This window comes from Frigoribacterium sp. PhB107, from assembly GCF_003751515.1.
Taxonomy (GTDB): Bacteria; Actinomycetota; Actinomycetes; order Actinomycetales; family Microbacteriaceae; genus Frigoribacterium.
Map to the genome: position 1 here is coordinate 192,880 of NZ_RJKU01000001.1, position 14,579 is coordinate 207,458.

Below are 14,579 nucleotides of genomic sequence, written 5' to 3' on the forward strand. Positions count from 1 at the left end.
GTGCGCCCTCCGTGGCGCACCTGACGACGACAGCGGCCGGTGCCACACGACCTGCCGCGGTGAGGACACCTTCGTGAACACAGCCCCTCGCAGCCGCCGGCTCCGGGCGACGCTGGCCATGGCCGTGGTGATCGCGCTGGTCGGCGTGTTCGTCGTCCGCCTGGCCGACATCCAGCTCGTCCAGGCCGCGGAGCTCAACGCGCAGTCGCAGAACAAGCGCGAGATCCAGCAGGTGACGTACGGCGACCGGGGTGACATCACCGCGAACGACGGCACGGTCCTCGCCGGCAGCGTCACGCGGTACAACATCACCGCCGCACCGGCCTTCGCCGCCGACGTCACCGTGACGGGGACGGACGCAGACGGCGAGAAGACCAAGGTCGCGATGTCGGTCGACCAGGTGCTGGCCGAGGTGGCTGAGATCACCGGCGGGTCGGCGGAGACCATGCAGGAGGCGCTCACCCGCGACCCCGAGGCCAACTTCGCGTTCCTCGTCAAGGGCGTCGACGTCGACGCCTTCCGCGCCGTCCGCGACCTCAAGAACAGCGGAGTGTCCTGGCTCTACTTCGAGCGCCAGTCCGCCCGCACCTACCCGAACGGCTCGGTGGCCGGCAACCTCACGGGCTTCGTCGGCACGGACGGGCCTCAGGCGGGGCTCGAGCGCACGGCCGACTCCTGCCTCGCCGGCACGAACGGCAGCGAGACCTACGAGCGCGGCGCCGACGGCGTGCAGCTCCCGGGCAGCACCGTGACCACGAAGGAGGCGGTGGCCGGCGGCACCCTGCAGCTCACCGTCGACAAGGACCTGCAGTACATGACGCAGCAGGCGATCGCCGAGCAGGGCCAGGCCATCGGGGCCGAGTCGGCCACCGCCGTGGTCCAGGAGGTGGCGACCGGCAAGCTGCTCGCCGTGGCCGACTGGCCCACCGTCGACCCCAACGACGTGAACCTGACGAAGGACGTCGGCGACCTCGGCTCGAAGGCCTTCACCGCCTCCTACGAGCCGGGCTCGACCTTCAAGGCGATGACCGCGGCCATGCTGCTCGACTCCGGCAAGGCCACGCCGACGAGCCAGGCGACCGTTCCGTACTCCCGCTCGTTCCCCTGGGGCGGCGAGATCCACGACGCGAGCTTCCACCCGACCGAGCGGCTCACGCTGACCGGCATCCTGCGCGACTCCTCCAACGTCGGCATCTCGCTGCTGGGCCAGAACCTCAGCGCGCAGGCGCGGTACGACTACATGGTCAAGTTCGGCCTGAACGAGCCCACGGCCGTCGGGTTCCTCGGCGAGCCGACGCAGGGCGTCCGGGCCGCGAGCTCGTGGGACCAGCAGACGAGCATCAACACGATGTTCGGCCAGGGCGTCTCGACGACGGCGCTGCACGTGGCGAGCATCTTCCAGACCCTCGGCAACCACGGCGTCAGGCTCCCGTCCCAGCTCGTCGAGGGCTGCACGGCCGCCGACGGGACGGTCACGCCGGCCCCCGCCGTCGAGGGCACGACCGTGGTGTCGCCGTGGGCCGCCGACACCACGGTGAACATGCTCGAGAGCGTCGTCTCGGCCGGCGAGCAGAAGGACGCGCTGACCATCCCGGGCTACCGCGTCGCCGCCAAGACCGGCACCGCCGAGATGGCCCGCGCCGACGGCACCGGCTACGGTTCCGACCGCGTGGTGTCCGTCGCGGGCATCGCCCCGGCCGAGGACCCGAAGTACGTCGTCGTCGTGAGCTTCACCAAGCCCAGTACCATGAAGACGTCGGCCGCCGCGGCGCCGACCTTCAACAAGATCATGTCCCAGGTCCTCGAGATGTACCGCGTCCCTCCGTCGACGGAGCCCGCACCGGCCATCCCCCAGACCTGGTGAGAGAAGAGGATTCATTGAGCGCCCGGATCCCCCCGGTCCTTCGACCGGAACATCCGTCGGCGAGGTCACTCGCCCAGCTGGTCAGCGAGTTCGGTCTCGAGCACGAGGGTTCCCTCGACGGCGTCGAGGTCACCGGAGTCACGCTGAGCACGGCGGACCTCCACCCCGGCGACCTGTACGTCGGCGTCCCCGGCGAGCACCGGCACGGTGCCGAGTTCGCCGCGCAGGCACGGGAGGGCGGCGCCGTCGCGCTGCTCACCGACGCCGCGGGCCTCGAGATCGCCCGCGAGAGCGGGCTGCCCGTGGTGCTCGTCGACTCGCCCCGCGCGGCCCTCGGCGACGTCTCGGCGTGGATCTACCGCACCGGCGGCGACGACTCGCCCCTCCTGTTCGCCGTCACCGGCACGAACGGCAAGACCAGCACCTCCTACCTGCTCGAGGGCGTCCTCCGCCAGCTCGGGCTCGTGACCGGCCTCAGCAGCACGGCCGAGCGCCACATCGGCGACCTCACCGTCGTCAGCCGCCTGACCACGCCCGAGGCGAGCGAGATGCACGCCCTGCTGGCCCGCATGCGCGAGAGCGAGGTGCGAGCGGTGGCCGTCGAGGTCAGCGCACAGGCGCTCAGCCGCAACCGCGTCGACGGCCTCGTCTTCGACGTCGCGGCGTTCACCAACCTCAGCCACGACCACCTCGACGACTACGCCGACATGGAAGAGTACTTCCAGGCGAAGCTGCCGCTGTTCCAGCCCGACCGGGCGAAGCGCGCGGTCATCTCGCTCGACTCGCCGTACGGGCACCGCGTCGTCGACAACGCCCGCGTGCCCCTGACGACGATCACGATCCTCCCCGACGTCGAGGCCGACTGGCGCGTCGAGATCCTCGACGAGCAGGCTGCCTGGACCGAGTTCCGGCTCACCGGCCCGGAGAACCGCGAGCTCGTCACCCGGGTGCCGCTCATCGGGTGGCACATGGTCGCGAACGCCGCCCTGGCGATCGTGATGCTGGTCGAGGCCGGCTTCGAGCTCGGCGCGATCTCGCAGGCCCTCGAGGCCGAGGGCGGCATCGTCGCCTACCTGCCGGGCCGCACCGAGCGCGTCTCGGGCGACCGCGGCCCGAGCGTCTACGTCGACTTCGGGCACAGCCCGGACGCCTTCCTCACGACCCTCGCGGCCGTCCGGCGCTTCACCCCCGGCAAGGTCATCATGTTGTTCGGCGCCGACGGCGACCGCGACAAGACCAAGCGCGGCGACATGGCCCGCGTGGCCGCCGAGGGCTCCGACATCCTCGTCGTCACCGACCACCACCCCCGCTTCGAGGACCCTGCCGAGATCCGCGCGACCCTCGTCGGCGCGGCCCGCGAGGCGTACCCGGAGCACGAGATCCACGAGGTCAGCCCACCAGAGGCGGCCATCCGCACCGCCGTCGGCCTGGCCGGCGAGGGCGACTCCATCCTCTGGGCCGGCCCCGGCCACCAGGACTACCGCGACATCCGCGGCGAGCGGACCCCTTACTCCGCTCGTGACGAGGCGCGTGCCGCGCTGCGAGAGGCCGGGTGGGCGGAGTGATCGCCCTCACGCTGGCCGAGCTGGCCGAGATCGCCGGAGGTGCCCTGCACCTCCCCGAGGCCGGTCCCGACGTCGACCAGGTCGTCGACGGGTCGGTCGAGACCGACTCCCGGCTCGTGACACCCGGCTCCGTCTTCTTCGCCCTCCGCGGCGACGAGACCGACGGGCACCTCTTCGCCGACGCGGCCGTCGCCTCCGGTGCCGCGGTCGTCGTCGCCGAGCGTCCTCTCGACCTCGCCGTCCCCGTGGTCGTCGTCGACGACGGCGTGGCCGCCCTGTCCCGCCTCGCGGCGGGGGTCGTCGAGCGCGTCCGTCGCGGCGGGCGGCTGCGCGTCGTCGGCGTGACCGGCTCGAACGGCAAGACGAGCACGAAGAACATGCTCCGGGCCGTGCTGTCCGACGTCGGGCCGACCGTCGCGCCCGAGGGCTCGTTCAACAACCACGTCGGGGCACCGATCTCGATGCTGCGCGTCGACCTCGACACCGAGTTCCTCGTCGTCGAGATGGGCGCCTCCGGCCCGGGCGAGATCGCCCGCCTGGTCGCGATCGCCCGACCCGACACCGGCGTCGTCCTCAAGGTGGGCCTCGCGCACGCCGGCGGGTTCGGCGGCATCGAGGGCACCCGCGCGGCCAAGGCCGAGATGGTGACCGACCTGCCCCCGACGGCGACCGCCGTGCTCAACGTCGACGACGACCGCGTCGCCGGCATGGCGGCCGACACGGCCGCCCGCGTCGTCGGCTTCGGCCTGACCGGCTCGGCCGCCTACCGGGCGTCCGACCTCGAGGTCACCCGTGAGGGCACCTCCTTCGTGCTCGAGCACGACGGCGTCTCACGGCCCGTCCGGCTGCGCATCCTGGGCGAGCACCACGTGATGAACGCCCTCGCCGCCCTGACGGTGGCGGGGGAGTGGGGCCTCGACCTCGACCGCGCCGTCACCGTGCTCGAGGGCGTCGCCCGCGCCGAGCGCTGGCGCATGGAGGTGCTCGACGGAGGCGACGGCGTCACCGTCGTCAACGACGCGTACAACGCGAGCCCCGACTCCGTCGCCGCGGCCCTGAAGACCCTGGCGCAGATCGTGCCCCCCGGTGGTCGGTCGATCGCCGTCCTCGGCGAGATGGCCGAGCTCGGCGACCTCGCCCGCGAGGAGCACGACCGCGTCGGACGCCTCGTCGTCCGGCTCAACGTCGGCCAGCTGGTGGTCGTCGGCCACGAGGCCCGGCACATCCACGTCGCCGCCGGGCTCGAGGGCTCGTGGGACGGCGAGTCCGTCCTCGTCGACACCGTCGACGAGGCCTACGACCTGCTCCGTCGGACGCTGCGCGACGGCGACGTCGTGCTCGTGAAGTCGTCGAAGTCGGCCGGTCTCCGCCACCTCGGCGACCGCCTCGCGGGGGTGTCCTCGTGATCGCGCTCCTCATCGCGGGCGCCGTCTCGCTCGTCTTCACGCTCCTGATGACGCCGCTCTTCATCCGGCTGTTCCACCGCCTCGGCTGGGGGCAGTTCATCCGCGACGACGGGCCGCAGTCGCACCACACCAAGCGGGGCACCGCGACCATGGGCGGCATCGTCCTGATCATCGGCACGGTGCTCGGCTACTTCGTCGGCCACATCGTCGCTCCCGACGCGATCACCAACAGCGGCCTGCTCGTCCTCTTCATGATGGTCGGGCTCGGCGCCGTCGGGTTCCTCGACGACTTCCTCAAGGTGCGCAACCAGCGGAGCCTCGGGCTCGGCGGCTGGGCCAAGATCGCGGGGCAGGTGGTGGTCGGCGCGGTGTTCGCCGTCCTCGCGCTGTCGTTCCCCAACGAGAACGGCCTCACGCCCGCCTCGACCATGATCAGCGGCGTGCGCGACATCTCGTGGCTCGACTTCATGTTCTTCGGCACGATCGCGGGCGGCGGGCTCTTCCTGATCTGGGTCGTCCTCATCACGGTCAGCACGTCGAACGGCGTGAACGTGGCAGACGGACTGGACGGCCTCGCGACCGGGGCGTCGATCCTGGCCATCGCCTCCTACATCTTCATCGGGTTCTGGCAGTTCAACCAGTCCTGCTTCAGCACGCGGCTCGACGAGTCGACCCGGGCTGCCTGCTACACGGTCGCCAACCCGCTCGACCTGGCCGTGGTGGCCGCGGCCATCTGCGGCGGCCTGATCGGGTTCCTCTGGTGGAACACCTCGCCGGCGCAGATCTTCCTCGGCGACACGGGCTCGCTCGGCCTCGGCGGCGCACTAGCGGCACTCGCGATCCTCAGCCGCACCGAGCTGCTCCTCGTCCTCATCGGCGGCCTGTTCATCGTCGTCACCGGCTCGGTCATCCTGCAACGGGCGTACTTCAAGATCACCCACGGCAAGCGGATCTTCCTGATGAGCCCACTGCACCACCACTTCGAGCTCAAGGGCTGGGCCGAGGTGACGGTCGTCGTCCGGTTCTGGATCATCGCGGGGCTCTTCGTGGCCGCGGGCGTCGGCGTGTTCTACCTCGAGTGGATCTCGCGCACCTCATGACGTACTCCGCCTCCGACCCCGTCCTCGCGGCGCGGCTCGACGGCCTCACGAGCTGGCACGCCGACTGGTCGGGCCTCCGCGTGCTGGTCCTCGGCCTCGGCGTCACGGGGTTCTCCGTCGCCGACACCCTGACCGAGCTGGGCGCCCGGGTCGTCGTGCTCGCCCCGAGCGTCGACGACGACCGGGCCGAGCTGCTGGGCCTGATCGGCGCCGAGCTCGTCCTCGACCCCGCGATGGCCGACCTCCCGCCGAGCGTCGTCGAGTTCGATCCCGAGCTCGTCGTCCTGTCGCCGGGCTTCGCGCCCCACCACCCCCTCGCCGTGCACGCGGTCGAGTCGACCGCCGCCGTCTGGGGGGACGTCGAGCTGGCCTGGCGCCTCCGCGACAAGACGGCGACGGTCGCCGAGTGGCTGCTCGTCACCGGCACGAACGGCAAGACGACGACGACGCAGCTCGCGACGGCCATGGCCCTGGCCGGCGGTCGGCGTGCCGCGGCCGTCGGCAACATCGGCGTGCCGGTCCTCGACGCCGTCCGCGATCCCGAGGGGCTGGACGTGCTCGTGGTCGAGCTCTCCAGCCACCAGCTGCACTGGCTGCCCGTCGAGGGCCCCGGCGCCCTCCGGCCCCGGGCATCCGTCTGCCTCAACCTGCAGTCCGACCACCTCGAGTGGCACGGCTCGGTCGAGGCCTACCGCGACGCCAAGGCCCGCGTGTACGAGAACACCGTCACCGCGTGCGTGTACAACAAGGCCGACGCGGCCACCCTCCACATGGTCGAGCAGGCCGACGTGGCCGAGGGCTGCCGTGCCGTCGGCTTCGGGCTCTCCGCGCCCGGCCCGAGCGACTTCGGGGTCGTGAGCGGCGAGGACGGCGGCGTGCTCGTCGACCGGGCCTTCCTCGCCGAGCGGCGCCACCGTGCCCTCGAGCTGGCGACGACGGCCGAGCTCGAGACGGCCGGCCTCGCGGCCGACCACCTCGTCGAGGACGTGCTGGCCGCCGCCGCGCTGGTCCGGGCCGTCGACGTCGAACCGGCCGCGGTCCGTGAGGCCCTCCTCGCGTTCCGGGTCGACCACCACCGAACGGAGGTGGTGGCCGAGTCAGGCGGCGTCGTCTGGGTCGACGACTCGAAGGCCACGAACCCCCACGCGGCACACGCGTCGCTCGGCTCGTTCCCCTCCGTCGTGTGGATCGTGGGCGGCACGTTCAAGGGCGTCGACCCCGAGCCCCTCGTCCGCGACGCGGCCGAGGGCCTCGCCGCCGCCGTGCTGATCGGCGTCGACCGGGAGGGCCTGCGGGAGGCCTTCCGGCGACACGCCCCCGAGCTGCCCGTCTTCGAGGTCGACGAGACCGACACTGAGCGGGTGATGCCGACGGCAGTCCGCCTGGCGGCGGCCGCGGCGAGGCCGGGCGACACCGTCCTCCTCGCCCCCGCGGCGGCGTCCTTCGACCAGTTCACCGACTACACCGCGCGCGGCAGGGCATTCGCCGGCGCGGTCGCACACCACCTGGGAGGTGACGCTGATGGCCACGAAGCCCACCAGCCTCCCGCGTCGCCGGCCGACTGAGTCGACCCGCCCGCGGGACGACGACGGCACCCGTGCCACGCCGCACGACGGCAGGCAGGCCGCGGCCGTGGTGGCGGTCAAGAAGCTCTTCGCCGCCGAGACAGGCTCGTTCTTCCTGATCCTCGGCACGACGCTGTTCATGGTCGTGCTGGGGCTCGTGATGGTCCTGTCGTCGTCGTCCGTCGAGCAGTACATCGCCTCGCGGCACACGTCCTTCTTCGGCGCCTTCGTGCGACAGGGCGTCTACGCGGCCATCGGGGTCCCGTTGATGCTGATCGCCTCCCGCGTGCCCGTCTCGTTCTGGAAGCGCTGGGCCTGGCAGATCCTGCTCGTCACGGTCGTGCTCCAGCTCCTGGTGTTCACCCCCCTCGGCTACGAGATCGGCGGCAACCGCAACTGGATCGACCTCGGGTCCTTCACCGCGCAGCCCTCCGAGGCGGTGAAGCTCGCCCTGGCGATCTGGCTGGGCATGATCCTCAGCGTCAAGCGCGACCTGCTCGACGACTGGAAGCACCTCGCCATCCCGCTCGTCCCCGTCGTCGGCGTCGCCGTGGGCCTCGTCGTGCTGGGCGGCGACCTGGGCACCACGATGGTGATGCTCCTCCTCGTCTTCGCGGCTGTCTGGTTCGCGGGCGTCCGCCTCCGCTACCTCGCGGTCCCCGTCCTCTTCCTGGCCGCGGCCATCCCGCTGATCGCGTCCGGCTCGGCCTCGCGCAACGAGCGCATCGCGGCGTGGATGTCGGGCTGCACCGACTCGAGCGACTACCAGGCCGCCTGCTGGCAGACGCTGCACGGCACCTGGGCGCTCGCCTCCGGCGGCCTCTTCGGGGTCGGCCTCGGCAACTCCAAGTCGAAGTGGTCCTGGCTGCCCGAGGCCGACAACGACTTCATCTTCGCGATCATCGGCGAGGAGCTGGGGCTGATCGGCGCGATCGTCGTGCTGGCGCTCTTCGTCGTGCTCGCCGTCGGCTTCGTCAAGATCATCCGACGCACGAACGACCCGTTCGTCCGGGTCGTCACCGGTGCCGTCACCGCCTGGATCATCGGTCAAGCGCTGATCAACGTCGCCGTCGTCCTCGGGCTGCTCCCCGTGCTCGGGGTGCCCCTGCCGCTGATCTCCGCGGGCGGCTCGGCTCTCATCGTGACCCTCGTGGCGATCGGCGTCGTGCTCTCGTTCGCCCGTCAGCCGGAGGAGCCCCTGGGCGGCCGAGGTGCGCCGCGCCAGCGGGTAGGGTCTCTCCGGTGACGACGTACCTCCTCGCCGGCGGCGGCACCGCCGGGCACGTGAACCCCCTGCTCGCGGTGGCCGACCGGATCCGCGAGACCGAGCCCGACGCGACCGTCCTGGTCCTCGGCACGGCCGAGGGCCTCGAGGCCCGGCTCGTCCCGCTGCGCGGCTACGAGCTGCTCACCGTGCCCCGCCTGCCGTTCCCGCGCCGCCCCTCCCGCGCCGCGCTCCGGTTCCCCTCGGCACTCCGCGGAGCCGTCGCCGGCGTCCGCGAGCTGCTCGCCCGGCACGACGTCGACGTCGTCGTGGGCTTCGGCGGCTACGCGTCGGCGCCCGCCTACGTGGCGGCCTGGCGCTCGCACGTCCCGCTGGTCGTCCACGAGGCGAACGCCAAGCCCGGCATCGCTAACGTGCTGGGCTCGTGGTTCACGCGGCACGTCGGCGTGGTCCACCGGTCGACACGGCTCCGGCACGGCCGTCAGGTCGGCATGCCCCTCCGCCGCGAGATCGAGCAGCTCGACCGCCGCGAGAGCCGGCAGGAGGCGCTGGTCGAGTTCGGCCTCGACCCCCGCAAGCCGACGTTGCTGGTCACCGGGGGCTCGTCGGGCGCCCGGCGCCTGAACGAGACCATCGCCCGGTCCGCGACGAGCGTGCTCGGCGCCGGCTGGCAGATCCTGCACGTGACGGGGCAGAAGTCCGAGCTGCGCTCGACCGACCTCGCCGACCACCACCTCCTGCCCTACTGCGACCGGATGGACCTGGCGCTCTCCGCGGCCGACCTCGTCGTCTCCCGCGCCGGCTCGGCGACGGTCAGCGAGCTGACGGCCCTCGGCCTGCCCTCCGTGCTCGTGCCCTACCCCGTCGGCAACGGCGAGCAGCGGCACAACGCCACCGACGTCGTGGCCGCCGGCGGAGCGTTGCTCGTCGCGGACGCCGACTTCACGCCGGACTGGGTGCGCTCCACGCTCGTGGGCCTCCTGCAGGACCGCGCGGCCATCGCCGAGATGGCCGTCCGGGCCGGCACCGTCGGCGTGCTGGACGGGACCGACCGCACGGTCGAGCTGGTCCGGGAGGCCGTCCGCGAGGCGCCCGCCCGTGCCGACCGCGACGTTCCGCCCCGCACGCAGCGGCATGCCTCGTCCCGGACCGTCAGCGACCGCCGCACCGACCGCACCGACGCCCAGACCGAGAAGGCGAGCCCCGAGCGCCCATGATCAAGCCCGACCTCCAGCAGCAGATCCCCGCCGAGCTCGGCCGGGTCCACTTCGTCGGCATCGGCGGCTCCGGGATGAGCGGCATCGCCCGCGTGTTCCTCGCCGCGGGCCACATCGTGTCGGGCTCCGACATCCGCGAGACGGCCGGGGTGGCCGCCCTCCGGGAGCTCGGCGCCGAGATCGCCATCGGCCACGACGCGGCGAACGTCGGCGACGCCGACACGCTCGTCGTCACGGGCGCCCTCTGGCAGGACAACCCCGAGTACCGGCTCGCCCTCGAGCGGGGCCTCCCCGTGCTGCACCGGTCGCAGGCGCTGGCCTGGCTGATCGGGCAGCACCGCCTCGTCTCGGTCGCCGGCGCCCACGGCAAGACGACCTCGACAGGCATGTTGGTGACCGCGCTGCTCGCGGCGGGCCACGACCCGAGCTTCGTCAACGGCGGCGTCATCCAGTCGCTCGGCGTGAGCGCGCAGGGCGGCTCCGACGACCTGTTCGTCGTCGAGGCGGACGAGTCGGACGGCTCGTTCCTGCTCTACGACACGTCGGTCGCGCTCATCACGAACGTCGACGCCGACCACCTCGACCACTACGGCTCGCACGAGGCCTTCGACGCCGCCTTCGTCGAGTTCGCCTCCGCGGCCCGCGAGCTCGTCGTGGTGTCGTCCGACGACGCCGGCGCGCGCCGGGTCACGGAGGCGCTCACGCACCCGTTCGTGGTGACGTTCGGAGAGGACGAGTCCGCGGACGTCCGCCTGACCGACGTCGCCTCCTCGGGCCCCGTGTCGTTCACCCTGCACCACGAGGGCTCGAGCTGGGCCGTCCAGCTCCGCGTGCCCGGGCACCACAACGCCGTCAACGCCGCGGGCGCCTTCGCCGTGCTCGTCGGCCTCGGCGTGGAGCCCGAGGCGGCGATCGCCGGCCTCGAGACCTTCGGTGGGACGGAGCGCCGGTTCGAGCTGCACGGCACGGTCCGCGGCGTGAGCGTCTACGACGACTACGCCCACCACCCCACCGAGGTCGCGGCCGCCCTGCAGGCCGCACGGTCCGTCGTCGGCGACGGACGCCTCATCGCGGTGCACCAGCCCCACCTCTACAGCCGGACCCGGATGATGGCGGGGGAGTTCGCCGAGACCTACGAGCGCCTCGCCGACCACACCATCGTGCTCGACGTCTACGGCGCCCGCGAGGACCCGGAGCCCGGGGTCACCGGTGCTCTCGTGTCCGAGCGCTTCGCCGACGCGTCGCGCGTCGACTTCGTCGCGGACTGGCAGGCCGCCGCCGACCGCACGGCGGCCCTCGCCCGCGACGGCGACTTCGTGATCACCCTCGGCTGCGGTGACGTCTACCGCATCGTCCCCCAGCTGCTCGGCTCTCTCGACGTCGCGTCGGCGCCGGACGCGTCGACCGCGGAGGAGTCCGGAGAGTGACCACGCGTCGACCCGCGTCGGCCCGCGGGCGGCGCCCGTGAGGCGGCCCGAGGGCTTCGACCCGTCCGAGGGCTCCGACGGCGCGTCCGAGCCCGAGGAGGCGGCACGCCCGTCGTCTCTGCGCGACCGGCTGTCCGCGGCACGGCCTCGTCGGACTCGCTCCGAGCCCGACGGAGCGGCCGAGACCCCGGACGACACGTCCACGGGACCGGTGGCCCTGCCGACGGGACCGGGCCCCGTGTCCGGCGTCGCCTCCCGCCTCGCGTCGGGCCTGTCGGACGTCGTGTCCCGTCGGCGAGCGTCGTCGACCGGTCAGCCCGAGGGGGCCGTGTCCGCGCCGGACGCCGAGGAGGCGCCGCGCGCCGTGACCCTGCGCATCGAGCCCGAGGGGGGCGCGGACGAGGCTCGTCGGCGTGCCGCCGAGGCGCGCCGTGCCGCACGGCGTGCGTCGGGGGAGCGGCGGCGCACTGAGCGGACCGAGGTCCGGCGGTTCACGAGGCGGTCACGCCACCGCCGAGCCGCGTGGGTGACCGCCGCGGCCGTCGCCCTCTCGCTCGCGGCCTCGGTGGGGATCGCCGTCTTCTCACCGCTCCTCTCGCTCGAGCAGATCGAGGTCGAGGGGACGGACCGGGTCGACGCCGCGTCGGTGCAGGCCGCCGTCTCGGGCCAGCTCGGCACCCCCCTCGCCCGGATCGACTTCTCGCGGATCACGACCGAGCTCGAGCAGTTCCCCCTCATCGCGAGCTACGTCACCGAGACGGCTCCGCCGCACACCCTCGTGATCCGGGTGACCGAGCGTCAGCCGATCGCGACGGTGCCCTCCGGCGACGGCTTCGACCTCGTCGACCCCGCCGGCATCGTCGTGCAGCACCTCGACGCTCGCCAGGAGGGCGTCCCGCTCGTCGACGTGGGCGGCGCCTCGTTGGACGACACGGCCTTCCGGTCGACCGCCGAGGTCCTGCTCGCGCTCCCTCAGGCGCTCCGGGCGACCGTGGACTCCGCGACCGCCTCGACCGCGGACGACGTCACGCTGTCGCTCACCACGGGCGAGCGCGTCGTCTGGGGCAGCGCCGACCACTCGGCCGAGAAGGCACAGGTGCTCTCGGGGCTCGTCGCCGACCAGGCGAGGCGGGACCCGGCCGCGTCCGTCGAGTTCGACGTGTCCGCACCGGACAACGGCATCATCCGGACCCGGTGACACGCCGTTCGTTCGCGACACGCCTGCCCGGCTGGACCGTGCGTCTCGCGGCGGCACCTACCTTGTGACTGCAGCACTTACATACCATGTACAACCTTAACCTTCAACTTCCGAGTTAAGGTTTCAGCGGAGGCCCGGACGTGACAACGAACCATAACTACCTAGCCGTGATCAAGGTCGTCGGTGTCGGCGGCGGTGGCGTCAACGCCGTCAACCGCATGATCGAGCTCGGTCTCCGCGGAGTCGAGTTCATCGCCATCAACACCGACGCTCAGGCACTGCTCCTCAGCGACGCCGACGTCAAGCTCGACGTCGGCCGCGAGCTGACGCGCGGCCTCGGCGCCGGAGCCGACCCCGAGGTCGGCCGCCGCGCCGCCGAGGACCACGCGGAGGAGATCGAGGAGGCGCTGGCCGGCGCCGACATGGTCTTCGTCACCGCCGGCGAGGGCGGCGGCACGGGCACGGGCGGGGCGCCGGTGGTGGCCCGCATCGCGAAGTCGATCGGCGCGCTCACCATCGGCGTCGTCACGAAGCCCTTCGGCTTCGAGGGCAAGCGCCGCCAGGCCCAGGCAGAGGCGGGCGTGGCCCAGCTCAAGGACGAGGTCGACACCCTCATCGTGGTCCCCAACGACCGCCTCCTCGAGATCTCCGAGCGCGGCATCTCGATGGTCGAGGCCTTCGGCACCGCCGACCAGGTGCTCCTCGCCGGCGTCCAGGGCATCACCGACCTGATCACGACCCCCGGCCTCATCAACCTCGACTTCGCCGACGTCAAGTCGGTCATGCAGGGCGCGGGCTCGGCCCTGATGGGGATCGGCTCGTCGCGAGGCGCCGACCGGGCCATCAAGGCCGCGGAGCTCGCCGTCGCGTCGCCGCTGCTCGAGGCGAGCATCGACGGCGCCCACGGCGTCCTCCTCTCCATCCAGGGCGGCTCGAACCTCGGCATCTTCGAGATCAACGACGCCGCGCGCCTGGTGCAGGAGGCCGTCCACTCCGAGGCCAACATCATCTTCGGCGCGGTGATCGACGACACCCTCGGCGACGAGGTGCGGGTGACCGTCATCGCCGCCGGCTTCGACGGCGGCGAGCCCACGGCCAAGACCAAGGACCGGCGCTCGAGCTTCGTCGAGTCCGACGCGGCCCCGGCCGCGGCGTCGACGCCGGGCGTCTCGGCCATCGCCGACAGCGGTGCGTCGCACGACACCCCGTCGTGGCGCCGGCCCGACGACCACGCGGCCACGCAGGCCGTCGACCCTGCCTTCGACGGCGGCGACGACGACCTCGACGTGCCCGACTTCCTCAAGTAGCGCGTGACCGACGGTCTCGACCTCGGAGGCGACCTCGGCGAGCGTCTCGCCCGGGTCGCCTCCGGCGTCGACGACGCGGTCAGGGCCGCCGGACGCCAGGCCGACGAGGTGACGACCATCGTCGTCACGAAGTTCCACCCGGCGTCGCTGGTCCGTGAGCTGCACGCCCTGGGCGTGCGCGACGTCGCGGAGAACCGACACCAGGAGGCGCAGGCCAAGTCGGCCGACACCGCCGACCTCGAGGGCCTCCGGTGGCACTTCGTGGGCCAGCTCCAGTCGAAGAAGGCACGGCAGGCGCGGCGCTACGTCTCGGCCGTGCACTCGCTCGACCGGGACAGCGTCGTGGACGCCCTCGGGGTCGACGACGGCCACGTCGTCGACGGCTTCGTGCAGGTGTCCCTCGGCGGCCAGGAGGGGCGGGGCGGCGTCCCCGCGTCCGAGGTCGAGCGCCTGGTCGAGCGGCTGCTGCACCTGCCCGGCGTCCGCCTCAGGGGAGTGATGGCCGTGGCGCCGCTGGGCGAGCCGGCCCGGCCGGCGTTCGCGCGCCTCCGCCGGGTCTCCGAGGAGGTCCGTCGGACGGCTCCCGGCGCCGACGCGATCTCCGCCGGCATGTCGCACGACTTCGCCGACGCGATCGCCGAGGGAGCGACACACCTCCGCATCGGCACCGCAATCACGGGTTCGAGGCCCGAAGCTCGTTAACCT

General features: G+C 72.7%; 11 protein-coding genes. All 11 read left to right on the forward strand.

The features are described from left to right. Positions 1-73 precede the first annotated feature (73 nt). The 11 genes from EDF18_RS00805 to EDF18_RS00855 all read left to right on the forward strand — a co-directional run bounded on the left by EDF18_RS00805 (position 74) and on the right by EDF18_RS00855 (position 14,576). The gene (locus EDF18_RS00805; RefSeq protein WP_233568921.1) at positions 74-1,864 is read left to right on the forward strand and encodes a penicillin-binding protein 2; all 1,791 of its coding nucleotides are present in this window, start codon (positions 74-76) and stop codon (positions 1,862-1,864) included. A 14-nt stretch (positions 1,865-1,878) separates the two neighbouring features. Next, positions 1,879-3,429 (forward strand): Mur ligase family protein, encoded by a 1,551-nt coding sequence (locus EDF18_RS00810; protein ID WP_123545566.1) that lies wholly within the window; start codon positions 1,879-1,881, stop codon positions 3,427-3,429. Then, positions 3,426-4,835: a UDP-N-acetylmuramoyl-tripeptide--D-alanyl-D-alanine ligase gene (gene murF, locus EDF18_RS00815; RefSeq protein WP_123547188.1), complete on the forward strand. Its 1,410-nt coding sequence runs from the start codon at positions 3,426-3,428 to the stop codon at positions 4,833-4,835. Before EDF18_RS00810 ends, murF begins: the two co-directional genes overlap by 4 nt. Then, a complete protein-coding gene (gene mraY / locus EDF18_RS00820; RefSeq protein ID WP_123545568.1) occupies positions 4,832-5,935 on the forward strand; it encodes a phospho-N-acetylmuramoyl-pentapeptide-transferase in 1,104 nt (367 codons plus the stop codon). Before murF ends, mraY begins: the two co-directional genes overlap by 4 nt. After that, complete coding sequence (gene murD, locus EDF18_RS00825; RefSeq protein ID WP_123545570.1) at positions 5,932-7,500, forward strand: UDP-N-acetylmuramoyl-L-alanine--D-glutamate ligase; 1,569 nt, start codon at positions 5,932-5,934, stop codon at positions 7,498-7,500. The genes mraY and murD overlap by 4 nt, the downstream gene beginning before the upstream one ends. Further along, positions 7,457-8,746, forward strand: coding sequence for a putative lipid II flippase FtsW (ftsW, locus tag EDF18_RS00830; protein WP_123545572.1), 1,290 nt, complete (start codon positions 7,457-7,459; stop codon positions 8,744-8,746). Before murD ends, ftsW begins: the two co-directional genes overlap by 44 nt. Next, positions 8,743-9,942, forward strand: a complete 1,200-nt coding sequence (locus EDF18_RS00835; protein ID WP_123545574.1) for a glycosyltransferase — start codon at positions 8,743-8,745, stop codon at positions 9,940-9,942. Before ftsW ends, EDF18_RS00835 begins: the two co-directional genes overlap by 4 nt. Continuing rightward, a complete protein-coding gene (murC, locus tag EDF18_RS00840; protein ID WP_123545576.1) occupies positions 9,939-11,369 on the forward strand; it encodes a UDP-N-acetylmuramate--L-alanine ligase in 1,431 nt (476 codons plus the stop codon). The genes EDF18_RS00835 and murC overlap by 4 nt, the downstream gene beginning before the upstream one ends. A 37-nt stretch (positions 11,370-11,406) precedes the next feature. Continuing rightward, positions 11,407-12,567, forward strand: a complete 1,161-nt coding sequence (locus tag EDF18_RS00845) for an FtsQ-type POTRA domain-containing protein (RefSeq protein WP_233568922.1) — start codon at positions 11,407-11,409, stop codon at positions 12,565-12,567. Positions 12,568-12,707: 140 nt separating this feature from the next. Then, positions 12,708-13,874: a cell division protein FtsZ gene (gene ftsZ / locus EDF18_RS00850; RefSeq protein WP_123545577.1), complete on the forward strand. Its 1,167-nt coding sequence runs from the start codon at positions 12,708-12,710 to the stop codon at positions 13,872-13,874. Between the two features lie 3 nt (positions 13,875-13,877). Next, positions 13,878-14,576, forward strand: coding sequence for a YggS family pyridoxal phosphate-dependent enzyme (locus EDF18_RS00855; protein ID WP_123545579.1), 699 nt, complete (start codon positions 13,878-13,880; stop codon positions 14,574-14,576). Positions 14,577-14,579: the final 3 nt, after the last annotated feature.

Excerpts from the sequence above, each read along its gene's own strand:
- murC (WP_123545576.1), top strand. The coding sequence starts at position 9,939 with ATGATCAAGCCCGACCTCCAGCAGCAGATCCCCGCCGAGCTCGGCCGG.
- murD (WP_123545570.1), top strand. The coding sequence starts at position 5,932 with ATGACGTACTCCGCCTCCGACCCCGTCCTCGCGGCGCGGCTCGACGGC.
- ftsW (WP_123545572.1), top strand. The coding sequence starts at position 7,457 with ATGGCCACGAAGCCCACCAGCCTCCCGCGTCGCCGGCCGACTGAGTCG.